Origin of the sequence: Azospirillum picis (genome assembly GCF_017876115.1) — a bacterium.
Taxonomy (GTDB): domain Bacteria; phylum Pseudomonadota; class Alphaproteobacteria; order Azospirillales; family Azospirillaceae; genus Azospirillum; species Azospirillum picis.
In genome coordinates this window covers 208,673-230,701 of the sequence record NZ_JAGINO010000007.1, presented here as the reverse complement: position 1 = coordinate 230,701, position 22,029 = coordinate 208,673, and the positions used below count along the sequence as shown (strand labels likewise).

17 protein-coding genes are annotated in these 22,029 nt (G+C 69.7%); 9 read left to right on the top strand and 8 right to left on the bottom strand.

Annotated elements, in window-relative coordinates; translation table 11 throughout:
• Nucleotides 1-178: 178 nt before the first annotated feature.
• Genes J2850_RS12725 through J2850_RS12715 form a run of 3 tightly spaced genes read left to right on the top strand, consistent with a single transcriptional unit; the run spans nucleotide 179 to nucleotide 3,990 of the window.
• The gene (locus tag J2850_RS12725; RefSeq protein WP_209982127.1) at nucleotides 179-1,879 is read left to right on the top strand and encodes an NAD+ synthase; all 1,701 of its coding nucleotides are present in this window, start codon (nucleotides 179-181) and stop codon (nucleotides 1,877-1,879) included.
• A gap of 30 nt (nucleotides 1,880-1,909) precedes the next feature.
• Entirely contained in the window at nucleotides 1,910-3,226 is a 1,317-nt protein-coding gene (locus J2850_RS12720; RefSeq protein ID WP_209982125.1) for a nicotinate phosphoribosyltransferase, read from the top strand.
• 17 nt (nucleotides 3,227-3,243) lie between these two features.
• Nucleotides 3,244-3,990, top strand: coding sequence for an isochorismatase family protein (locus J2850_RS12715; RefSeq protein WP_209982123.1), 747 nt, complete (start codon nucleotides 3,244-3,246; stop codon nucleotides 3,988-3,990).
• Between the two features lie 53 nt (nucleotides 3,991-4,043).
• On the opposite strand, the gene J2850_RS12710 is transcribed toward J2850_RS12715, so the two are convergent.
• The 4 genes from J2850_RS12710 to J2850_RS12695 all read right to left on the bottom strand — a co-directional run bounded on the left by J2850_RS12710 (nucleotide 4,044) and on the right by J2850_RS12695 (nucleotide 8,298).
• Nucleotides 4,044-5,195, bottom strand: a complete 1,152-nt coding sequence (locus J2850_RS12710; RefSeq protein WP_209982121.1) for an MFS transporter — start codon at nucleotides 5,193-5,195, stop codon at nucleotides 4,044-4,046.
• A gap of 165 nt (nucleotides 5,196-5,360) precedes the next feature.
• A complete protein-coding gene (locus J2850_RS12705) occupies nucleotides 5,361-6,431 on the bottom strand; it encodes a saccharopine dehydrogenase family protein (protein ID WP_417281580.1) in 1,071 nt (356 codons plus the stop codon).
• A 254-nt stretch (nucleotides 6,432-6,685) separates the two neighbouring features.
• Nucleotides 6,686-7,042 (bottom strand): hypothetical protein, encoded by a 357-nt coding sequence (locus tag J2850_RS12700; RefSeq protein ID WP_209982117.1) that lies wholly within the window; start codon nucleotides 7,040-7,042, stop codon nucleotides 6,686-6,688.
• A gap of 377 nt (nucleotides 7,043-7,419) precedes the next feature.
• Complete coding sequence (locus J2850_RS12695; protein ID WP_209982116.1) at nucleotides 7,420-8,298, bottom strand: IclR family transcriptional regulator; 879 nt, start codon at nucleotides 8,296-8,298, stop codon at nucleotides 7,420-7,422.
• A gap of 256 nt (nucleotides 8,299-8,554) precedes the next feature.
• Between J2850_RS12695 and J2850_RS12690 the strand changes: the two genes are divergently transcribed.
• The 6 genes from J2850_RS12690 (at nucleotide 8,555) to J2850_RS12665 (ending at nucleotide 14,856) form a co-directional block, all read left to right on the top strand.
• A complete protein-coding gene (locus tag J2850_RS12690; RefSeq protein WP_209982113.1) occupies nucleotides 8,555-9,553 on the top strand; it encodes a 2-dehydro-3-deoxygalactonokinase in 999 nt (332 codons plus the stop codon).
• Nucleotides 9,554-9,582: 29 nt separating this feature from the next.
• Nucleotides 9,583-10,884, top strand: a complete 1,302-nt coding sequence (locus tag J2850_RS12685) for an MFS transporter (RefSeq protein ID WP_209982111.1) — start codon at nucleotides 9,583-9,585, stop codon at nucleotides 10,882-10,884.
• An 81-nt stretch (nucleotides 10,885-10,965) separates the two neighbouring features.
• Nucleotides 10,966-11,610, top strand: coding sequence for a bifunctional 4-hydroxy-2-oxoglutarate aldolase/2-dehydro-3-deoxy-phosphogluconate aldolase (locus tag J2850_RS12680; RefSeq protein ID WP_209982109.1), 645 nt, complete (start codon nucleotides 10,966-10,968; stop codon nucleotides 11,608-11,610).
• Between the two features lie 86 nt (nucleotides 11,611-11,696).
• Nucleotides 11,697-12,845: a galactonate dehydratase gene (gene dgoD, locus J2850_RS12675; protein WP_209982107.1), complete on the top strand. Its 1,149-nt coding sequence runs from the start codon at nucleotides 11,697-11,699 to the stop codon at nucleotides 12,843-12,845.
• 26 nt (nucleotides 12,846-12,871) lie between these two features.
• The gene (locus J2850_RS12670) at nucleotides 12,872-13,825 is read left to right on the top strand and encodes a 2-hydroxyacid dehydrogenase (protein ID WP_246513021.1); all 954 of its coding nucleotides are present in this window, start codon (nucleotides 12,872-12,874) and stop codon (nucleotides 13,823-13,825) included.
• Between the two features lie 242 nt (nucleotides 13,826-14,067).
• Nucleotides 14,068-14,856, top strand: a complete 789-nt coding sequence (locus J2850_RS12665) for a C40 family peptidase (protein ID WP_246513020.1) — start codon at nucleotides 14,068-14,070, stop codon at nucleotides 14,854-14,856.
• Here the strand turns inward: J2850_RS12665 and cobA are convergent.
• The 4 genes from cobA to nirB form a co-directional block, all read right to left on the bottom strand.
• Nucleotides 14,764-15,585, bottom strand: a complete 822-nt coding sequence (gene cobA, locus J2850_RS12660) for a uroporphyrinogen-III C-methyltransferase (RefSeq protein WP_307354396.1) — start codon at nucleotides 15,583-15,585, stop codon at nucleotides 14,764-14,766. The two genes, J2850_RS12665 and cobA, sit on opposite strands and share 93 nt — an antisense overlap.
• A 130-nt stretch (nucleotides 15,586-15,715) precedes the next feature.
• The gene (locus J2850_RS12655; RefSeq protein WP_209982105.1) at nucleotides 15,716-18,409 is read right to left on the bottom strand and encodes a nitrate reductase; all 2,694 of its coding nucleotides are present in this window, start codon (nucleotides 18,407-18,409) and stop codon (nucleotides 15,716-15,718) included.
• On the bottom strand, nucleotides 18,402-18,779 hold the full coding sequence (gene nirD / locus J2850_RS12650) for a nitrite reductase small subunit NirD (RefSeq protein WP_209982103.1): 378 nt from the start codon (nucleotides 18,777-18,779) through the stop codon (nucleotides 18,402-18,404). The genes J2850_RS12655 and nirD overlap by 8 nt, the downstream gene beginning before the upstream one ends.
• Before the next feature lie 6 nt (nucleotides 18,780-18,785).
• The gene (gene nirB / locus J2850_RS12645; protein WP_370878924.1) at nucleotides 18,786-21,299 is read right to left on the bottom strand and encodes a nitrite reductase large subunit NirB; all 2,514 of its coding nucleotides are present in this window, start codon (nucleotides 21,297-21,299) and stop codon (nucleotides 18,786-18,788) included.
• Nucleotides 21,300-22,029: the final 730 nt, after the last annotated feature.

Genomic DNA, 22,029 nt, shown 5'->3' with positions numbered 1-22,029 from the left:
CGACACGATCGACCGACAACAGCCCTTCCCTGCCATCGCCGACCGTCATCCGACGCGTCACCCCGGCCTGCCGCTGACGGCAGGCTCGCAAGACGCCCGATCCCCCCGCCCATGGCGGCGTTCGGGCACCGGCGTTGCATGCGCCCCCGGAAACGGGGCGCTCCAGGATGAGGGCATCATGTCCGCAACTCTGCGCATCATCTGCGTCCAGGCCAACCCGACGGTCGGCGCGCTCAAGGACAATTTCGACATCGTCCGCCGTCACCGCGAACAGTACCGCGGCAAGGCGGACCTGCTGGTTTTCAGCGAATGCTTCGGCAGCGGCTATCCGCTTCAGGATCTCGTGCTGCGTCCGGGCTTCCGCCGGGACTTCCGCGCCGCGCTCGACGCGCTGGCCGGCGAGATGCGGGGCGACGGCGGGCCGGCGGTGCTGGTCGGCGGCCCGCTCGACGGCGCCACCCTGCCCTACAACGCCGCCTTCCTCATCGAAACCGACGGCTCGATGAGGATCGTGCTCAAGCACAATCTCCCCAACGACGAGGTCTATGACGAGAAGCGGGTCTTCGCCCCCGGGCCGCTGCCGTCGCCCGTCGACTTCCGCGGCTTCCGCCTGGGCATCGCCATCTGCGAGGATTTCTGGCATGGCAAGGTCGCCCAGTCCCTGGCGGCCGAGGGCGCGGACGTGCTGATCGTGCCGAACGGCTCGCATTTCCGGACCGGCAAGCAGGCGGTCCGGCTCGCCATCGGCCGCCGTACGGTCAGGGCCACCGGGCTGCCCGTGCTCTACGTCAACCAGGTCGGGGGACAGGACAGCCTGGTGTTCGACGGCGGAAGCTACGTGATGGACCGGGCCGGGCTGGTGATCGCCCAGGCCGGCTTCCGCGAAGCGGCCTTCGACATCACGCTGGAGCGCGGCGAGGACGGGACGGTCGATCTGTGCCGCGGCGACGTGTTCGGCGTCACGCCGAACGCCTACCCCGACGAGGCGGAGGCCATGTACCGGGCCCTCGTCCTCGGCTTGCGCGACTATGTGGACAAGAACCGCTTCCCCGGCGTGGTGCTCGGCATGTCCGGCGGCATCGACAGCGCGCTGTCGGCGGCGGTCGCGGTGGACGCGCTTGGGGCGGAGCGCGTGCTGCTGGTGCGCATGCCGTCGCCCTACACCTCGGCGGAGAGCATGGAGGACGCGGAGCGGGCCTCCGCGCTGCTCGGCACCCGCCTCCTGACCGTGCCGATCGCGCCCGCGATGGAGGCTTTCGACCGCATGCTCGCCCCGGTCCTCGCCGGCCGGCCGGTGCCGGCGGCGGACACCACCTTCGAAAACGTGCAGGCGCGGGCACGCGGCATGACGCTGATGGCGCTGTCGAACCGCCTGGGGCTGATGGTGCTCAGCACCGGCAACAAGAGCGAGATGAGCGTCGGCTACGCGACGCTCTACGGCGACATGTGCGGCGGCTATTCGGTGCTGAAGGACGTCTACAAGACGGTGGTCTTCCGCCTGTCCCGCTGGCGCAACGCGCAACGCCCGGAGGGCCTGCTCGGGCCGGACGGCGCGGTGATGCCCGAGCGCATCATCACCAAGCCGCCGAGCGCCGAACTGCGCGAGGAGCAGACCGACGAGCAGGCCCTGGGCGCCTACGAGCACCTCGACGCGGTGCTCCGCACCATGGTCGAGGGGCTGAACGGCGCCGGCCGCGCCGCCGAGCTGGCGGGTGCCGCGGTCGGCGAGCCGATCCCCGCCGCTTATGCCGAGCGCATCGGGCGCCTGACGGCGCGTGCGCAGTACAAGCGCGACCAGAGCCCTCCGGGCGTCGTCGTCACCGAACGGACCTACGGGCCGGGCTGGCGCCTGCCGGTCACCAACCACTACGGGCTGTGACCCGGTCAGCGAGAACAGGAGGTTACCGCCATGCTCGTCAATTTCAGCAGCCGCGCCCACAACCACAACTTCGCCACCGACTTCATCGTCCGTTCGCTGCTGGACACGGACTGGTACAAGCTGGCGATGCTGCAGTTCATCTGGCGCCACTTCCGCGACGTGAAGGTCCGCTTCAGCCTGATCAACCGCACGCGGTCGGTGAAGCTGGCGCGGATCATCGACGAGGCCGAGCTGCGCCGCCAGTTGGACAATGTGCGGTCGCTGCGCCTGAAGCGCTCCGAGGCGGTCTGGCTGCAGGGCAACACCTTCTACGGACAACGGGGAATCTTCCGTCCCGAGTTCGTCGCATGGCTCGCCGACGACTTCGCCCTGCCCGACTACCGGCTGTCGGAGGAGGACGGCCAATGGCGCCTCGATTTCGAGGGGTCGTGGGCGATGACGACCATGTGGGAGATCTACGCGCTCAGCATCATCAACGAGCTCAAGACCCGTGCCGCGCTGGCGAACATGACGGAGACGGAGCTCGACATCCTCTACGCCCGCGCCAAGGTCCGCCTCTGGGACAAGATCGAGCGGCTGCGCCCGGTCGCCGACCTCAGCCTGTCGGACTTCGGCACGCGCCGGCGCCACAGCTTCCTCTGGCAGGAATACGTGGTAGAGACGATGGCCGCCGAACTCGGCCCGCGCTTCATCGGCACCTCCAACACCCACCTCGCCATGAAGCACGACCTGGAGGCCATCGGCACCAACGCGCACGAGCTGCCGACGACGGTCGCGGCGCTGGCGCGGACCGAGGACGAGCTGCTGGGGGCGCAGTACGAGGTCCTGCGGCTGTGGCAGGAGACCTACGGCGGCGCGATGCTGGTGTTCCTGCCCGACACCTTCGGATCGACCCAGTTCCTGAAGAACGCGCCCGACTGGGTCGGGGAATGGACCGGCATGCGGGTGGACAGCAAGGAGCCGGTGACGGCGGGCGAGGAGTACATCGCCTGGCTCGAACGGCACGGCCGCGATCCGCGGGAAAAGCGCGTGCTGTTCAGCGACGGTCTCGATGTCGAGGACATCCTGCGGCTGCATCAGGCCTTCGGCGGCCGCATCCGCGACGGTTATGGCTGGGGAACCCTGCTGACCTCCGATTTCCGGAACTGCCACCCGCGCAGCAACCAGGGGCTCGACCCGCTGAGCCTGGTCTGCAAGGTGACCGCGGTCGAGGTCGACGGGGTCTGGAAAGGCGCGGTCAAGCTCAGCGACAATTATGAGAAGGCCACGGGTCCGGCAGCCGAGGTCGCCCGCTATCGCGCCATCTTCGGCACCGAGGGCGTCGCGAACGTCCCGGTGCTGGTCTGAACCGGAGGAGAAGCACGATGACGAACGCCCTGATCGAAAGCCCGGCCGCCGCGCTGGATGCCATCGCCGCCGTCATGCCGGTTCGCCGGACCAGCTACGCGCTGGCGGGCGCGAAGATCGGCAAGCTCGACGTCGACCCGGTGAAGGGCTTCGCCGCCATCGGGGGCGGCAACCTGGCGCCGCCGGTGGCGAACGCCCAGGTCACCCGCATGATCGCCGAGATCGGCCGCACCAACCGGCTGTTCATCGAGGCACGGCGGCCCGTCGCCGTTTTCCTCGACACCCACGAGCCGGGCAAGCCCGAGTTTCCCTACCCGCCCCACTGCGAGGCCGGCACCGGCGAGGAGAACCTCGTCGATGAGCTCGCCTGGCTGGACGGCGCCCCCGGCGTCACACTGATGCGCAAGGACTGCATCAACGGCGTGGTCGGCACGACCGATGCGGCGACCGGACGCAACCGGCTGTTCGACTGGATCGCCGACAACGGTGTCGAGGTGCTGGTGGTGGACGGCATCTGCACGGACATCTGCGTGCTGCAGGCCGTCCAGGCCCTGCTGTCGGCGCGCAACCATGGCATGACGGGCCCACTGCGCGAGATCGTCGTCCATGAGCCGGGCTGCGCCACCTACGACCTGCCGCTCGACGTGGCCCGCGGCCTCGGCCTGCCGGACACCGCCGCCCACCCGCAGATGGTCGCCCACCATGTCGGGCTGTACCTGATGCAGGCGAGCGGCGCGGTCATCGCCGACGAACTCCGCTTCTGAACCGGCGGCCGCCCACCCCCCTGTCGCCGAGCCCCCGCTGGCCGAGCCTGGCGTCAGGCCCTGCCGCGCCGGATCAGTCGCGCCGAGGCGAAACCGAGGCCGGCGGTCAGGACACCGACGCCGAGGAACAGCAGCGGAAAGCCGGTATGGACGGAGATGGCGCCGTACAGCACCGGCCCGATGCCCTGCCCGATGAAGAAGCTGGAGGCGAAGAGCGCCAGCGCCGACCCGCGCGCCGTCGGGGCGAGCTCCGTCGCCTGGGTCTGCATTGTGTTGTGCAGCATGTAGAAGCCGAAGCCGGCGACCAGGAAGGCCAGGCTCACCACCGGCCAGGGCACCGGGAAGGCGATCACCAGGTAGGAGAGGCCGGCGGCAAGGCCGCCCACCTTCATCATGCCCCATTGGCCGAGCGAAGCGATCATCCGTCGCACCACGGCGCTGTAGGCGACGCCGCCGATGGCGAAGGCGGCGATGGTCAGCCCCGCCTGGAAGGCGCCCGCCGCGCCATGCTCGATCAGCACCGGCGCCACGAAGGGGAAGACGCCGAAGATCAGCAGGCCTTCCGCCGCCACCGTGGCGAAGACGATCAGCGAGGCCGGGTTGGTCAGCACCGTGGCGTAGCGCTGGCGGGCGTCGGCGACCGACAGCGGCGAGCGCGTCTCCCTCTCGCCGGCCAGCCCGACCAGGGCCGCCACGCAGATGACCGCGGTCAGCCCGGCCGCCAGCCCGAAGACGACGCGCCAGCCGAACGCCTCCGCCAGCGCCCCCGACACGGCGGAGCCCGACATCTGCCCGAGGATCACCGCCAGCAGGAAACGGCTGATGGCGATCTGCCGCTCCTCGTAGGGCACCCGGTCGCCGATCAGCGCCATGGACGCCGGGATGATGCCGCCGGCAAAGGCGCCGGCCAGGATGCGCCCGGCCATCACCGACCCATAGTCCGGCGCCATGGTCGACAGCACCAGCCCGACCGTCAGGACGCACAGCGCCAGCCGCACCAGCCGCGACTTCCCGATGGCGTCGCCAACCGGCCCCAGCACGATCTGCATCAGCGCGTAGGGCAAGGTGTAGGCGGAGGCCAGCAGGGCCGCCTGCCTTACGGTGACGCCGAGATCGGCGGCGATCAGCGTCAGCATCGGATCGGTGGTGCGCAGGGAGAAGGCGCTGGCGAAACCGGCGAGGCCGAGCAGGAAGATGAGGCGCATGGATGACCCGAACGGCGACGGTGACGGTTCGGGACCTTAACCGTTCCGGGTGCTGACGTGGCGGGCGATGTGGGGGATGGCTGTCATGCGCGCGTGATGCCTCCGTGCCCGCCTTTGGACGTGCAAAGGCGGGCACGGAGGGCAAATCCCGCCGCGACGGGCGGTTCAGGCCCGGTAGTGGCCGCCGAAGCGGTTGGCGAGGAAGGCCTCCAGCGGGACCTGCTCCTGCCGGACGAAGCCGGACTGCGGGATCGAGCCTTCGCGCAGCAGGTCCAGCACGGCGCAGATCCCGGCGGCGGTGGTCACCTGGATGGCACTCCAGGTCCGGCCGGCGATGGCCTTGCTGTAGATCTTGGTGGCGAAGGTTTCCTGCCGCAGCTCGCCGTCCTGCACGCCGGTGGCGGTGGCGACCACCAGCACGACGTCCTGCAAGGTCAGCGGAACCGCCGCCTCCAGCACGTCCTTCAGCAGGTGGCGGCGCTCACCGAGCCGAAGGTCGCGGATCAGCAGGCGGACGATGTCGCGGTGGCCGGGATAGCGGACGGTCTTGTAGTCGAGGTTCCGCACCTTGCCGGCCAGCGTCTCGCACAGCGACCCCAGCCCACCCGAGGTGTTGAAGGCCTCATAGTCGACCCCGTCGAGCGCGAACCGCTCGTCGCCCTCCAGCGGCATGACCTCGCGCGGGCGGCCGTCGACGATCGCCTCGCACGGATTGCAGTATTCGTTGATCAGCCCATCGGTACTCCAGGTCAGATTGTACTTCAGGGCATTGGTCGGGTACTGCGGCAGGGCGCCGACCCTGAGATGCAGGTTGTGCAATTCGTCGAAGCGGCGGGCGAGGTCATGGCCGACGACCGAGATGAAGCCCGGCGCCAGACCGCATTGCGGGATCAGCGCGCTGTTCGCGGTTTCGGCCAGCTCCTTGACCTTGCGGGTGGCGGCGACGTCCTCGGTCAGGTCGAGGTAATGGGCGCCGGCCGCCACCGCGGCGGCGGCGATGGTCGGTGTCAGGGTGAAGGGACAGGCGCTGAGCACCGCGTGCTGGCCCGACAGCGCTGCGTGCAGCGACTGCGGATCCTCCACATCGACGCGCATCACCCGCAGGCCGGCGCGCTCCGCCCGTGACAGCAGCGCCTCGTCGCGGTCGCCAACGGTGACGGTGAAATCGTCTGTCCCGCCCAGCATGGTGGCGATCATCGAGCCGATCTTGCCGGCGCCCAGAACCAGAACCTTCATGCGTGCCATACCCTTCCCCGCTCCAGATGTTGGCCGATGCGTGTCGGCAATTCAGCTTGCATACGAAGGGTGAGCGGCAGCGCCGCCGGGCTGAACCGGGCAAAGCGCCGGCCGGGCCGTTGAAGTCCGGCGGAATGACGGTCTGCCCGGCGGAATGACGGACTAGGGCGGAGGCAGGGGCGGAGGCAGGGGCGGGGGCGGGGGCGGGGGCGGGTCGCACCGGCCCGCCGCCGTCGGCAGGCGGGTGGCAATGCTCAGGACGCGCCGTCGGTACGCAGCGCTACCGTCAGCAGCGCTGTTTCCTCCGAATGTTCATCCATCCATGACTCGCCGGCTTCGACATGATCGCCCATGGACGAAAGGCTGTAGAGAAGGGCCTGCGATTCCTCCACGACCGGCGGCGCTCCAAGCCGGTCGATGACAGCGGCGATGAATCTGGGGAACTCGGCGTCCGGATCCATGCCGGGAGACAGCGTCTGCCCCTTGAAGATCGCGACAATGGCAGCACCCACCAATTCTTCACGCTCGGGCCAGGTCAGGGAGCGGCACTTTTCCAGGACGCGATCCAGCAGGGGGCGAAGGAAGGGATGCAGTTCGGCGTGGGTTGTCATGAGGTCCATCGCGGTGAAGAATCACCCAGGCAACACCGGAGGCGACGTTTTGACGGCCTGAGTCTTAAGGCCATGATCAGCAGCCGATCAGTAGGGGGCTGCTCGCCACTCCTGCGCTGAGACCCGCGATGGCACCGCTTCTCGCGTCTCGGGGAATTTCCTGCGCCCCGGCTTACCTGCCGCAGGACTCGGGGGGGCAGCCTGCGGAAAAGAAAATGGGCGCCGACTGGCGCCCCGAGTTGAGGGAGGTTGTCCGACGTGCCGTCAGACGCCCCAGCATCCGGTGACCGCCTTTCGTGTTTATGACCGGCGCCATGGGGGCATCCCTATGACGCCGGTGCCCGGTGACGCCCACGCCGACGGCTGCGGTAGGGCGGTCAGAGGCCGGGGGCGCCGAATCCACCACCCGGCGGAGTCCACCCAAGCTCCCGCGAGACGGCATGGGCGGCATCACGGATGACGGGTCCGAGTTCGGCCATGCGCTCCTCCGACATGAATTGGCTGGCGCTGGCGACGCTGATCGCGGCAACCACGCGGTTGCTGATGTCGCGCACCGGGGCGCCGACACAGCGGACGCCGATCTCGTTCTCCTCGAAATCATAGACCCAGTCCTGGCGCGCGTAGGACGCCATCTGCTTCTCATATGTCGGCCAGGGTGCGGGACCCGGCCGGTCGGGTGTCGTTGCCGTGGTCGCCACCGCGGCCTTGTAGAGATCCCGCCACTGGCCGGCAGGCATCCCAAGCATGAGGGCACGACCGACACCAGTGGAGGCCACCGGCATCCGCTGCCCGATGCGCGAGCGCATTTCGAGCCCGCGCGTGCCGGAAATCTTGTCGAGGTAGAAGACTTCGGTCCCGTCCATGACGCCGAGATGGACGGTGTCGCCGGTCAGCCGCGCCAGCGCCTCGATATGCGGCCGGGCCACCGCCACCAGCGGGCGCTGCTCCAGCGCCTTCATCCCGAGATGGATCAGCTTCGGCCCCAGCAGATAGCCCTTGTAGGGGATGTGGTGCAGATACCCTTCCACCACCAGGCTGTTCAGCATGCGGTGCACCGTGCTGCGCGGCGAGTCGAGATGCGCCGCGATGCCCTTCACGTCATTGGTGCCGGCTGCCACGCACTCGATCAGTGTCAGCCCGCGCAGCAGGGTCTGCGTCCCGGCAGGCTGCCGCCGCTCGGCCCCCGGATCGGAATCCGCCTGCCCGGTGGTGGCCCCCGTGGCTGTCTGACCGATGTCGGACGCGGGCAAAGTCATCGGCATTTCCTCGCTGCGGCTCAGGGAACGAAAGATGTCTCATTATTTGGACATCATTATTATTTGTTGACACGCTTTGCGCAAGTCCTATCATATTGAGATCAATGTCCAATATGTGAGACATTCTGGACGCCGGATAGCACTACCATACGAGTGCCACAAACGGGCCTTCCGCCCGGAGACTTGGAAAAGAACGGCCTGCAACGGACGGCGCGGCGCAGCACGCCCTCAAGACGTGCGCGAAGGGAGACATGCAATGTTGTTTGCAACCATAGATACCGGCACCACGAACACCCGCGTCATCGTCTGGAAGGACGAGGCCGTCCTGGCGGAGGCGGGGCGCCCGGTCGGCGTCCGCGATACTGCGATCACCGGCAGCACGGAAACGCTGAAAGGCGGCGTGCGTGACGCCATCGCCGAGGCGCTGGCCGCCGCCGGCGTGACCGACACCGGGCAGGTCCTGTTCCTTGCCTCCGGCATGATCACGGCGAACGTGGGCCTGTGCGAGATTCCCCACCTGCCGGCCCCCGCCGGCAAGGCAGAACTGGCCGCTGCGATGCGCTCCGCCCGGCTTCCCGACGTGGTCGACCAGCCGATCTGGTTCATTCCCGGCATCAAGAGCCATGACGGCCCGATCACGCTCGAAAGCTGTGCCGCGATGGACATCATGCGCGGCGAGGAAACCGAGGCTGTCGGCATCCTCCACGCGCTCGACCTCCGCGGGCCGGCCATCCTCGTCCTTCCCGGGTCGCACACGAAATTCGTGCGCATCGACGAGCAGGGCCGGATCGCCGGATCGGTAACGACCATCTCCGGCGAGCTGCTGGACGTGCTGACCAAGAACACGCTGATCGCCAGCTCGCTCAACCACAGCTTCGCCGACCATGTCGTGCCCGAGGCGCTGCTGCGCGGCGCCGAGTACGGACGGACGCTGAGCCTCGGGCGGAGCGCCTTCCTGATCCGCCTGCTCGACCTGTTCGGCGACGCCGACCTCGCGGCTCGGACGAACTTCCTGCTCGGTGCGGTGCTGTCCTCCGACATCATGGCGCTGAAGAACAGCCCCTCGCTGGCTCTCCAGCCGGACATGAGGATCATCATCGGCGGCAAGCAGATCCTGCGCGACGCCTTCGACCTCCTGCTCCACGCCGACAGCGGCTTCACCGGCGGCATCGAGGCCGTTCCGGATGGGCTGAAATCCGCAGCGGCACTCGGCGCCAGGGAAATTGCCCGAACACGCGGGCTCTTCCAGCAATAAACGAACAAAAATCCGAAAGGACTGGGGTTATGGTTACGCAAGACGTGAGCGCGGCCGCACCGCGCACCAGCGGAAAGCGATGGATCATCGTCTTCCTTCTTCTCCTCGGCGGCATGGTGAACTTCATCGACCGTACCGCCCTGTCGGTCGCGGCGCCGGAGATGATGCGCGAGCTGAACCTGACCAACGCCGACATCGGCCTGCTCGGCACCGTGTTCTCGCTGATCTATGCGATCTTCCAGCTCCCCTCCGGCTGGCTGATCGACAAGCTCGGGGCCAAGAAGGTCTACTCGTTCGCCCTGATCCTGTGGAGCGGCGCCACCATGCTGACCGGCGCCTGCTCGTCGCTGATGGGCCTGATCTTCGCCCGCGGCACGCTCGGCGTCACCGAGGCCCCCTGCTGGCCGAGTGCCGCCAAGATCACCGCAGCCTGGTTCCCCAAGAAGGAGCGTGCCCTCGCCACCGGCATCTGGGACGCCGCCTCCAAGTGGGGTCCGGCGATCGCCCCGCCCCTGCTGGTCGCGCTGATGGTCGCCTTCGGCTGGCGGGCGCTGTTCTACATCGCCGGCGGCTTCGGCATCCTGTTCGGCCTGTTCCTGATCGCCTTCTACCGCGAGCCGGAAAAGACCAAATGGCTGCCGGCCGACGAACTCGCCTACATCCGCCAGGGCGGCGGCGGCACCGCCGAGGAACTGGGCTCCACGCCCGACGGCATCCGCTGGCGCGACCTGTTCGGCTACCGCAGCGTCTGGGGCATGATCCTCGGCTGGTTCTGCTACATCTGGATGTTCAACATCCTGACCTACTTCGTGCCGCTCTATCTGCTGAAGACGCAGAACGTCAACATCCAGACCGCGGGCCTGCTGGCCAGCGTTCCCTTCTTCGGTGGCATCGTCGGCGCCTTCGTCGGCGGCTACGTCTCCAAGTGGCTGGTCGACCGCAACATCGCCGAGCCGCTGGTCGCCAAGCGCGCCACCATCTCGGTCTGCGCCCTGCTGGGCGGCTTCGCCCTGATGGCGGCCCCCTTCTTCACCACCCTGGTTCCGACGCTGGTGCTGCTGACGGTGGGCATGGCCATGCTGTCGGCCCTGTCTGCCAACGGCTGGGCGCTGCCGGGCGACGTCGCCCCCCGCTCCATGGTCGGTTCGGTCGGCGGCATCCAGAATTTCGGTGGCTACTTCGCCGGATCGCTGTCGCCGCTGGTCACCGGCATGATCGCCGACGCCACCGGCTCCTACGCAATGGCCTTCATCAGCGGCGGCGTGATCGCGGCGTGTGCCGCGCTCTGCTACTGGTTCATCGTCAACAAGCCGATCGAGGCCAAGGCCTGATCCGCGCCCGGCGGGGGACGGGCCGAGCCAGCGCCCTCCCCCGCCCCTTCCTTGAGCCCATTTTCCTTGAGGACATGACACATGCTGAAGAAGCAGCAAGTCATCCAGGCCATCGCGGACACCGGCGTGATCGCCATCGCGCGCGGCCTCGCACCCGAGGATGTGCTGCCCGTGGCGCGCGCGCTGTACGACGGCGGCATCCGGGTGTTCGAGATCACCTGCAACAGCCCGTCGGTCTATGACGGCATCCGCGCGCTGAAGGCGGAACTGGGCGACCGCATGCAGATCGGCGCCGGCACGGTGATCAACCCGGTCTCCGCCTTCCTGGCGCTCGACGCCGGGGCCGACTTCGCCCTGGCGCCGAACTTCGATCCCGAAGTGATCGCCGCGGTGCACGAGCACCAGCGCCTGATGATCCCGTCGGTGACCACCCCGTCGGAGGTCGTGAAGGCGCACCGGCTGGGCGTCGACCTGCTGAAGCTGTTCCCGGCCAGCGGGCTCGGGCCGGCCTACCTCAAGGACCTGCGGGGGCCGTTCAACGAGGCGGCGCTGATCCCCGTCGGTGGCGTCGCGCTGGACAACATCGGCACCTTCGCCAAGGCCGGCGCCTTCGCCGCCGGGGTCGGCAGCAGCCTGATCCGCAAGGATCTCGTCGCCGGCCAGCGCTGGGACGAGCTCGCCGACGAAGGCCGCAAGTACATCGCCGCCTTCAAGGCCGGCCGCTGAACCACCGCGTCTGACGAAATCCGGCCGCCGGGCGGCCGCGACTGGCAATTCCGGCCGCCGGGCGGCCGATCCTGGACACCAATCCGATGAAGATCACCAAGCTTACGACCTACCGCCTGCCGCCGCGCTGGATGTTCCTGAAGATCGAGACCGACGAGGGCGTCACCGGCTGGGGCGAGCCGGTCATCGAAGGGCGCGCGCGCAGCGTCGAGGCGGCCGTCCACGAGCTGTCCGAATACGTCGTCGGCAAGGACCCGGCGCGCATCAACGACATCTGGCAGGTGCTGTATCGCGGCGGCTTCTACCGCGGCGGCCCGATCCTGATGAGCGCCATCGCCGGCATCGACCAGGCGCTGTGGGACATCAAGGGCAAGGTGCTCGGCGCCCCGGTCTACCAGTTGCTCGGCGGCCTGGTGCGCGACCGCATCAAGGCCTATTCCTGGGTCGGCGGCGACCGCCCGGCCGAGGTGATCGCCGGCATCCGCAAGCTGATGGAGATCGGCTTCGATACCTTCAAGCTGAACGGCTGCGAGGAGATGGGCACCATCGACACCTCGCGGAAGGTTGACGCCGCGGTCGCCACCGTCGCCGAAATCCGGTCCGCCTTCGGCGATTCCATCGAGTTCGGCCTCGACTTCCACGGCCGCGTCGCCGCCCCGATGGCCAAGGTGCTGATCCACGAGCTGGAACCCTTCCGCCCCCTCTTCATCGAGGAGCCGGTGCTGGCCGAACAATCGGAGGTTTATGCCCGGCTGGCGGCGCAGACCCACATCCCGCTGGCCGCCGGCGAGCGCATGTTCTCGCGCTTCGACTTCAAGCGCGTGTTCGCCGACGGCGGCATCTCCATCGTCCAGCCCGACCTCAGCCACGCTGGCGGCATCACCGAATGCGTCAAGATCGCCGGCATGGCCGAGGCCTACGACGTCGCGCTGGCTCCCCACTGCCCGCTCGGGCCGCTGGCGCTGGCTTCCTGCCTGGCGGTCGACTTCGTGTCGCGCAACGCCGTCTTCCAGGAACAGAGCATGGGCATCCATTACAACCAGGGTGCCGAGCTGTTCGACTACGTCCGCAACAAGGACGATTTCCGCATCGACGGCGGCTACTTCCGTCCCTCGGACAAGCCGGGCCTCGGCGTGGTGATCGACGAGGAACTGGTGATCGAACGCAGCAGGACGGCGCCCGACTGGCGCAACCCGATCTGGCGCCTGCATGACGGCGCCGTCGCCGAATGGTGAGCCCGGCGAAGGACAGGAGCTGTGACATGATATTCGACAAGGCCAAGTGCACGGTGATGAAGGCGGCCTATCTGCCGCCGGCCCTGGTGGCCCGCCTCGACGAGACCTTCACCCTGCACGACTGGGATGTCCTGTCCCCGGCCGAGCGGGAGCGGCTCGCGCCGGAGGTGCGGGTGCTGGCGGTCAACGGCGAGTCGGTCGTCACCGACGACTTCATCGCCGCCTTCCCCAACCTCGAGCTGATCGCCGATTTCGGCGTCGGCTATGACGGCATCGACGTCGCCGCCGCCGGACGGCGCGGCGTCGCCGTCACCAACACCCCCGGAGTGCTGACTGACGACGTCGCCGACCTCGCCTTCGGGCTGCTGCTGGCCACCGCGCGCCAGATCGTCGACGCCCAGCGCTTCGTCGAGCGCGGCGACTGGGCCAAGGCCGGCTACATGTGGACCAAGAAGGTGTCGGGCGGCAGGCTCGGCATCGCCGGCATGGGGCGGATCGGCCAGGCGGTCGCCCGGCGTGCCGCCGGCTTCGACATGGAGATCGCCTACACCGACCAGCAGCCGGTCGACGGCTGCCCCTACTGCTACCTGCCCGACCTGGCGAGCCTCGCCGCGGCGAGCGACTTCCTGATCGTCTGCGTCAACGGCGGCGACAAGACGCGCGGCATGGTGAACGCCACGGTGCTGGAGGCGCTCGGCAGCGACGGCGTCCTGGTCAACATCGCGCGCGGCACCGTGGTCGACGAGGCGGCGCTGGTGGCGGCGATCGAGGCCGGGACCATCGCCGGCGCCGGCCTCGACGTCTTCGAGCACGAGCCGGCAGTGCCGGCCGCCCTGCAGGGCCGCCCCAACGTCGTGGTCACCCCGCACATGGCGAGCGCCACCCACGCCACGCGCAAGGCGATGGGCGACCTGGTGTTCGACAACATCGCCGCCCATTTCGCCGGCGAACCGCTGAAGACCCCGGTCAAGCCCTACTGAGGGCTGCGGCATTGACTTTACCCCCTCCTAACCTCCCCCGCTTCGCGGGAGAGGGACTGCCGCCGAACGCCGACAAGCATCCTGTCCCCTCTCCCGCGAAGCGGGGGAGGGATAGGGAGGGGGTTGAAGTCAGCACCTCAGCACCGTCGCGGAAATGACGGCCGGGAAAATCCTTATCGCTCGCACCGCCGCGATCCGGCGGCTATGGTCGCAGCCGGTTTCCATCAGCCGCGACCGCCGCCATGACCACCACCATGACCGACCGCCAGATCACCGCGCCGCACGCCGTCCTGCTGGAGGAGCCGCGCCCCGGCGTCCCCCAGACCAGCGAGATGATCCGCGGCGAACGCTTTCGCATCCTGGAGGAGCGGGACGGCTGGCTGCGCGCCGAGAACGCCTTCGACGGCCATGTCGGCTGGTTGCCGCCCGGCACCGCCCATGCCGAGCCGGTCGCCCCCACCCACCGGGTGCGCGCCCTGCGCGCCGACCTCCATCCGGCACCGACCCACAAGGCGCCGCCGGTGGGGACGCTCAGCTTCGGCTCGCTGGTGAGGCTGGACGGGCGGACGGAAAACGGCTGGGCCGCGACCGACGACGGGCTGTGGTTGTTCGCCGGATGGCTGGAGCCGGTGGAGGCCCCCGCCGCCCCCGACCATGTCGCCACCGCCCTGCGTTTCCTGGAAACGCCCTATGTCTGGGGCGGGCGCAGCAGCTTCGGCATCGACTGCTCGGGGCTGGTGCTGACTGCCATGGCGGCGGCCGGCACCGTCTCCCACCACAGCAGCGGCCTGCAACGCAAGGACGAGCGGCTGGGGGTGTGGCTGTCCGACCATGGTCGCGACGTCGCCTACCAGCGCGGCGATATCGTCTTCTTCCCCGGCCATGTCGGGATCATGCTGGACGCGACGCGGCTGCTGCACGCCACCGTCTTCACCATGTCAGTGGTGGTCGAGCCGCTCGCCGAGGTCGCCAAGCGCGCGGAGATCAACGGCGTCCGCCGCCCCGCACCCGGCAGCACGGCGGGGGCGTAGGGCCTCGCCGACCAGCAGCAGGGTCGGCCCCTTGCCGGCGGCCACCCCCTGCTCCGCCATCTCCCCCAGCGTCGTCCAATGGCGGCGCTCGTCGGGACGGCAGCCGTTCTCCACCACCAGCACCGGCGTTCCCACCGGCAACCCGGCCGCGCTCAACCCCCGTCCGACGGCGCGGGCCTGTTCACGGCCCATATAGATCGCCAGCGTGCCCTGCGGGTCGGCCAGCCGCGCCCAGTCCGGTTCGAAGCGTTCGCCGTCGCGGCCATGGGCGGTGACGAAGGTGACGGCCCGCGACACCCCGCGCCTGGTCAGCGACAGGCCGGCCGAGGCGGCGCAGCCCAGCGCCGCGGTGATGCCGGGGATCACCCGCACCGGGATGCCGAGCTCGTCGAGATGCTCGATCTCCTCGCCGGCGCGGCCGAACACCATCGGGTCGCCGCCCTTCAGCCGGACCACCCGCTTCCCGCGCCGGGCATGGAAGGCGATCAGCGCGTTGATCTCGCCCTGCGGCAGCGAATGGCGGCCGGAACGCTTGCCGACGCAGATGCGTTCGGCCTGCGGGTGGGCCAAGTCGAGGATGCCGTCGCCGACCAGCGCGTCGTAGAGCACGACCTCCGCCGCCGCCAGCGCCTTGACCGCGGCGACGGTCAGCAGGTCGGGATCGCCGGGACCGGCGCCGACCAGGGTGACCTGCCCCCACCCTGACCCTCCCCCGCCCAGCTCTCGCACAAAGCTCTGCTTTGTGCTGACGCGGCAGGCGGACCGTAGGTCCGCTGAGAGCGGGGGAGGATAGGTGGGGGCACCGCCGCCACCGCCCGCGAGGCGCGGGAAGGCCACGCGCCACAGCGAAAAGAAACCCTCACGCCACTTCGCGCTGATGAGCATGGCGAAGAACCTCCTTCAGTTCGGGCACGCAGGAGCCGCAGTTGGTGCCGGCCTTCAGCGCCGCACCGATCTCCTCGACGCTGGTCAGGCGACGGTCGCGGATCGCCGAGGCCAGCCGTTTGATGCCGACGCCGAAGCAAGAGCAGACGATGCGTCCCTCGTCAACCACCGCCCCCGGCGCGCGGCCGGCGAGCAGGCTCGCGCGGGCGCCGTCGTCGACACGGTCGGCCGCCAGCAGGCCGGCCAGCCAGTCGCGCGGCGGCAGCCGGCCGGCGGCGCCGACGAAGAGGCAGGCCTCCAGCCGTTCGCCATCCGGGCCGCCCTCCATCCAGGCGATGCGCAGGCTGCCGCGGGCCTCGTCGCGGAACTCCACCGGCGTTCCGCCGGGATCGAGGCCCGGCAGCCAGGCCGCCGGATCGGGGATGGCGCCGCGGCCGGCCATCTCGACAAGGTGGCCGCCGGTCACCGCCCGGCGCGCCCAATAGCCGCCATGGGCGGGCTCGACCGGATGGCGGGCCAGCAGGAAGGCGGTCCAGTCCGGGCTATAGGGCTGCACCGTCGCCGGCATCCGCTTCAGGTCGGGCTGGCCGGAGTGGGGATCCACCGCCTCGTCGTCGACCAGCCGGCCGACGACGCAGGCGCCGGTGAAGCGGTCGGTCCAGTGCATCGGCAGGAAGACCGTGCCCTCCCCTTGCGCCGCGGTGACGCGGACGCGGGCGAGCGCCTCGCCGGCAGTGGTGGTGATGCGGGCGAGCCCGCCGTCGCCCAGGCCGCGCGCCGCGGCGTCGGCGGGATGGACGTCCAGGCAGGGCTCCGGCGCATGGGCCGACAGGCGCGGCGACAGGCCGGTGCGGGTCATGGTGTGCCATTGGTCGCGCAACCGGCCGCTGTTCAGCAGCAGGGCGCCGTCGGGCAGGCTGCGCGGCGGCTCCGTCGCGGTGACCGGCAGCAGCTGGGCGCGGCCATGGCCGGTGTGGAAGCGGCCGTCGCCGTACAGGCGCTGCTGCGCCTGCCCGCCGGCCCGCCAGGGCCAGGGAAAGGGCGCCAGCCCGTCATAGGCGGCGGCATCGACGGCGGCCAGCGCGCCGATGTCGAAGGCGCGGGCACCGCCATTCTCGAAGGCCGACAGGGCGGCGTGCTCGCGGAAGATCTCCGCGGCGCTCTCGTAGGGAAAGGCTTCGGCGAAGCCCATGCGGCGGGCGACCTGGGTGACGATCCACCAGTCGGCCCGCGCCTCGCCCTCGCCAGCCCGGAAGGCGCGCTGGCGCGAGACGGTGCGGTCGGAGTTGGTGACGGTGCCGTCCTTCTCGCTCCAGCCCCTGGCCGGCAGGCGGATGTGGGCGAAGCGGCCGCTGTCGGTGTCGCGGATGCAATCGGACACCACCACGGTCTCGCACCCGGCCAGCGCCCGGCGGACGCGGCTGGCGTCGGGCATGCTGACCGCCGGGTTGGTCGCCATGATCCAGACAGCCTTGACCGTGCCGCGCTCGATGGCGCGGAACAGGTCGACCGCCTTCAGCCCCGGCTTGGCCGCCATGCGCGGCGCCTTCCAGAAGCGGCCGACGCGGTCGACCTCCGCCGCCGTGAAGCCCATATGGGCGGCGAGCTGGTTGGCCAGCCCGCCGACCTCGCGCCCGCCCATGGCGTTCGGCTGGCCGGTGACGGAGAAGGGGCCGCAGCCCGGCCGGCCGATGCGGCCGGTCAGGAAGTGGACGTTCAGGATGGCGTTGACGGTGTCGCTGCCCTGGGAGGACTGGTTGACCCCCTGGGAATAGACGGTGACCACCCGCCCGGTCGCCGCGAACTCGCCATAGAAGGCGGCGACCTCGGCCTCCGCCAAGCCGCAGCGGCGGGCCACCACGGCGATGTCCGGCGCATCGGCACGGGCGGCGGCCAGCGCCGCCTCCGCCCCGTCGGCATGGGCGGCGAGGAAGCCTGCATCGGCATGGCCGCCGGCCGCCAGATGGGCCAGCAGGCCGTTGAACAGCAGCGCGTCGCTGCCGGCCTTCAGCGCCAGATGACGGTCCGCGTTCCCGACGCAGTCGGTGCGGCGCGGGTCGATGACGACGATGCGGGTGCCGCGCGCCGCCCGCGCCGCCAACAGCCGCTGGTTCAGCACCGGATGGCACCAGGCGAGGTTGGAGCCGACCAGCACCACCAGGTCGGCCTGCTCGAAGTCCTCGTAGCTGCCCGGCACCGCGTCGGCGCCGAACCCCCGCTTGTGCCCGACCACCGAGGAGGCCATGCACAGGCGGGAGTTGGTGTCGATGTTCGCCGCCCCGATGAAGCCCTTCATCAGCTTGTTGGCGACGTAATAGTCCTCGGTCAGCAGCTGGCCGGAGACGTAGAAGGCCACCGAGTCCGGCCCATGCCTGGCGATGGCGTCGGAGAAGCGCCGCGCCACCGCGTCCAGCGCCTCATCCCAGGAGATGCGGCGCCCGTCGATCTCGGGATGGAGCAGGCGGCCGTCCGGCACCAGCGTGTCGGCGAGCGCCGATCCCTTGGAGCAGAGCCTCCCCCGGTTTGCCGGATGGTCGCCATCGCCGCGCAGGCTGACGGCGCCATCGGCCGCCACCCGCGCGATCACCCCGCACCCGACCCCGCAGTAGGGGCAGGTGGTCCTTACCTCCCGTTCAGGCCCGGAGGCCGGCTCAGTTCCATCAAACATGGGCGCAGGCCTTGCGGCAGCCGCCGCGCGACAGCCTCGCCATGCCGAGCGCGATCGAGACGCTGCGCCCCTCGACCCGCACCGGGACATGGCCGGTGCGGCCCTCGTCGGGGGCTACCGCCTCGCCGGTCGCCAGTTCGATCACCCAGTTGTGCAGCGGGCAGGTGACGCGGCGGCCATGGACGATGCCCTGGGACAGCGGCCCCTGCTTGTGCGGGCAGGCATCCTCCAGCGCGAAGACCTCGTCGGCGGCGGTGCGGAACAGGGCGATGTCGCCGTCGGGGGTGCGGACGACGCGCGACCCCAGCACCGGGATGTCGTCGATGGTGCCGACCAGGGTCCAGCGGGCGTCGGTCATGATGCTGTCCATCTTCGGTCACTCCACGTCGGCGAGCAGCTTGAATTCATGGCGGTCGACGCCCTTGGCGGCGCGCTCCGCCCACGGGTCGTCCTGCGAGAAGGTCTGCGAGAACAGGAAGCGGGCGTTCAGCGCGCGGCGGCGCTCCGGATCTTCGACCAGCGCCGCCTTGATGTGGTCGAGGCCGACGCGCTCCACCCAGGGGGCGGTGCGCTCCAGGTAGCGCGCCTCCTCGCGGTAGAGCTGCATGAAGGCGCCGGTGTATTCCAGCACCTCCTCCTCGCTGGCGACGCGGACCAGCAGGTCGCAGGCGCGGACATGCAGGCCGCCGTTGCCGCCGACATGCAGCTCGTAGCCGCTGTCGATGCAGACGACGCCGAGATCCTTGATGGTGGCCTCGGCGCAGTTGCGCGGGCAGCCGGAGACCGCCAGCTTGACCTTGTGCGGCGTCCAGGTGCCCCAGGTCATCCGCTCCAGCTTCACGCCGAGGCCGGTGCTGTCCTGCGTGCCGAAGCGGCACCATTCGGAGCCGACGCAGGTCTTCACCGTGCGCAGCCCCTTGGCATAGGCGTGGCCGGAGACCATCCCGGCGGCGTTCAGGTCGGCCCAGACGGCCGGCAGATCCGCCTTCTTCACGCCGAACAGGTCGATGCGCTGGCCGCCGGTGACCTTGACGGTCGGGATGTTGAACTTGTCGACGACGTCGGCGATGGCGCGCAGTTCCGAAGCACTGGTCAGGCCGCCCCACATGCGCGGGACCACCGAATAGGTGCCGTCCTTCTGGATGTTGGCGTGGGCGCGCTCGTTGATGTAGCGCGACTGGTAGTCGTCCTTGTACTCGCCCGGCCAGGCGCAGAGCAGGTAGTAGTTCAGCGCCGGCCGGCAGGAGGCGCAGCCGTCGGGCGTCGTCCATTCCATCGCCTGGAAGACGTCGGGCATGGTCCTCAGCCCCTGCGCCACGATGGCGGCGCGCACCGCGTCATGGGTATGGCTGGTGCATTTGCACATTGGCTTGAGCTTCGGCGCCGCCTTGAAGCCGTCGCCGAGCGTCGCCGCCAGCAGCGCTTCCACCGTGCCGGAACAGCCGCCGCAGGAGGCGGACGCCTTGGTGTGGGCCTTCACCTCGTCCAGGCTGGTCAGGCCCTTCCCGGTGATCGCCTTGACGATGGTGCCCTTGCACACGCCGTTGCAGCCGCAGATCTCGGCGCTGTCGGGGAGGGCGGCGACCGCGGCATTGGGGTTTCCGGCATCGGCGCTCCCGAAGCCCTGCCCGAAGATCATGGTGTCGCGCTCGGCGGAGACGTCGGCACCGTCCTTCAGCAGCGAAAAGTACCAGGCGCCGTCCTTGGTGTCGCCGTAGAGCACGGCGCCCAGCAGCTTGCCGTCCTTCAGCACCAGGCGCTTGTAGACGCCGCGGGCGGCGTCGCGGAAGACGATGTCCTCGGTGCCCTCCCCGCCCGAGAAGTCGCCGGCGGAGAAGACGTCGACGCCGGTGACCTTCAGCTTGGTCGAGGTGACGGAACCAGCATAGGCGCCGCCCTCCTGCCCGGCGAGGTCGCCGGCCAGCACCTTGGCCATCTCGAACAGCGGGGCGACGAGGCCGTAGGTCAGGCCGCGGTGCTCGACGCACTCGCCGACCGCGTAAATCGACGGATCGCTGGTGCGCATCCGGTCGTCGACGCGGATGCCGCGGCCGCAGTCCAGCCCGGCCGCCTTGCCCAGCGCCATGTTCGGGCGGATGCCGACCGCCATGACGACGATGTCGGCCGGCAGGTCGCGGCCGTCCTTCAGGCGAACGCCGGTGACATGCTCGGTGCCGATGATCTCGGCGGTGTCGGCGCCGGTCAGCACGTCGATGCCGCGGCGCTCCAGCTCGCGCTGCAACAGGATGCCGGCCGAGGGGTCGAGCTGGCGTTCCATCAGCGTCGGCATCAGGTGGATGACGGTGACCTCCATCCCCTTGACCCGCAGCCCGTTGGCCGCCTCAAGCCCCAGCAGGCCGCCGCCGATCACCACGGCGCGGCCGCCCTTGGCGGCGGCGGCCAGCATGGCGTCGACGTCCGCCAGGTCGCGGAAGCCGATGACGCCCGGCAGGGTCGATCCCGGCACCGGGATGATGAAGGGCATCGAACCGGTGGCGATCAGCAGCCGGTCATAGGGCACCACCCGGCCGGCGCGCGAGATGACGGTCTTGGCCGTCCGGTCGATGCCCTCCACCGGCTCGCCGGTCAGCAGCGTGATGCCGTTGGCGTCGTACCAGTCGCGGCCCTGCAGCACGATCTGCTCGAAGGTCTTTTCGCCGGCCAGCACCGGCGACAGCATGATGCGGTTGTAGTTGGGGTGCGGCTCGGCGCCGAAGACGGTGATCTCGTAGCGGCCGGGTGCCTTCGCCAGCAGCTCCTCCACCGTCTTCATGCCGGCCATGCCGTTGCCGACCACGACCAGCCGCTCCTTCCGCGGCGCGCCGGTGGTCAGCGTGGCCTCGTTCAGCTCAACGACGGGTCCGTTGTTCGATGAGAGATGCATGTCCATGGCGTCTGCCTCGTCTCCGTGTCCGGCCTGCCGCGACGTCAGGCACGGGGCCAAAAAGAAAGGCGTCCGAACGGGTTGCCAGACCCGCCCGGTGAAGGGCGGGAAGCACCTGTTCGGACGCCGTTGTCCGGGTGGTTCGTCGTCGAACCTCGGGCCGACCCTGGGGCCGGCCGCTGGCCGTTCCCGCGCTGCGTCGCACGGTGCCGGCCGATCATGCGGGCGTCGGCGACATTGCCGCCGCCCGCGTTGTCTCGCCGCTTCCTTCGCAATCCGCATGCCAGAGGCCGGCTCGCCCGCTGCCCGTCGGCAAACTCCAGGGATTCCGCGGGCGGTGGCGCAAGCGAGGTCTTGGCACCAAGGTGCCTGTTTTGAGACCAGCCCCGCGCTTTGCACGATCTTTGGTCAGAGCGGATTTGGTGCGCCGCAAAAAACAGCAGAAAGCCGATGCCTGCCGACGGGGCATGGCCAGCTCCTCATACCTTTCGCCGGGTTCGGCCGAACAAAACCAACCGTTCGAGCCGAATTGCCGGCAAAATCGGTCCTTTGGCATGAGGATTGCGACAGTCGGACCAAGACGCGCCAACGACGGTGCGTGCATCCCGAGCGTCCAATGATGGGCCAGCCTTCCGGCAAAGCTGCCGACCCCGGTATCGACTGGCCTTTTCCAAGGCCGACCGGCCGGCCCCCCTGGACGCCGCCACAGGATCGGGTGCCCCGCGCCCCCTGCTCA

Coding starts and splice junctions, on each gene's coding strand:
- J2850_RS12680 (WP_209982109.1), top strand. CDS start 10,966: ATGCTGAAGAAGCAGCAAGTCATCCAGGCCATCGCGGACACCGGCGTG.
- J2850_RS12710 (WP_209982121.1), bottom strand. CDS start 5,195: ATGCGCCTCATCTTCCTGCTCGGCCTCGCCGGTTTCGCCAGCGCCTTC.
- J2850_RS12715 (WP_209982123.1), top strand. CDS start 3,244: ATGACGAACGCCCTGATCGAAAGCCCGGCCGCCGCGCTGGATGCCATC.
- J2850_RS12685 (WP_209982111.1), top strand. CDS start 9,583: ATGGTTACGCAAGACGTGAGCGCGGCCGCACCGCGCACCAGCGGAAAG.
- J2850_RS12670 (WP_246513021.1), top strand. CDS start 12,872: ATGATATTCGACAAGGCCAAGTGCACGGTGATGAAGGCGGCCTATCTG.
- J2850_RS12705 (WP_417281580.1), bottom strand. CDS start 6,431: ATGAAGGTTCTGGTTCTGGGCGCCGGCAAGATCGGCTCGATGATCGCC.
- nirD (WP_209982103.1), bottom strand. CDS start 18,779: ATGGACAGCATCATGACCGACGCCCGCTGGACCCTGGTCGGCACCATC.
- J2850_RS12655 (WP_209982105.1), bottom strand. CDS start 18,409: ATGTTTGATGGAACTGAGCCGGCCTCCGGGCCTGAACGGGAGGTAAGG.
- nirB (WP_370878924.1), bottom strand. CDS start 21,299: ATGGACATGCATCTCTCATCGAACAACGGACCCGTCGTTGAGCTGAAC.
- J2850_RS12725 (WP_209982127.1), top strand. CDS start 179: ATGTCCGCAACTCTGCGCATCATCTGCGTCCAGGCCAACCCGACGGTC.
- J2850_RS12700 (WP_209982117.1), bottom strand. CDS start 7,042: ATGACAACCCACGCCGAACTGCATCCCTTCCTTCGCCCCCTGCTGGAT.
- dgoD (WP_209982107.1), top strand. CDS start 11,697: ATGAAGATCACCAAGCTTACGACCTACCGCCTGCCGCCGCGCTGGATG.
- J2850_RS12690 (WP_209982113.1), top strand. CDS start 8,555: ATGTTGTTTGCAACCATAGATACCGGCACCACGAACACCCGCGTCATC.
- J2850_RS12720 (WP_209982125.1), top strand. CDS start 1,910: ATGCTCGTCAATTTCAGCAGCCGCGCCCACAACCACAACTTCGCCACC.
- J2850_RS12665 (WP_246513020.1), top strand. CDS start 14,068: ATGACCACCACCATGACCGACCGCCAGATCACCGCGCCGCACGCCGTC.
- J2850_RS12695 (WP_209982116.1), bottom strand. CDS start 8,298: ATGACTTTGCCCGCGTCCGACATCGGTCAGACAGCCACGGGGGCCACC.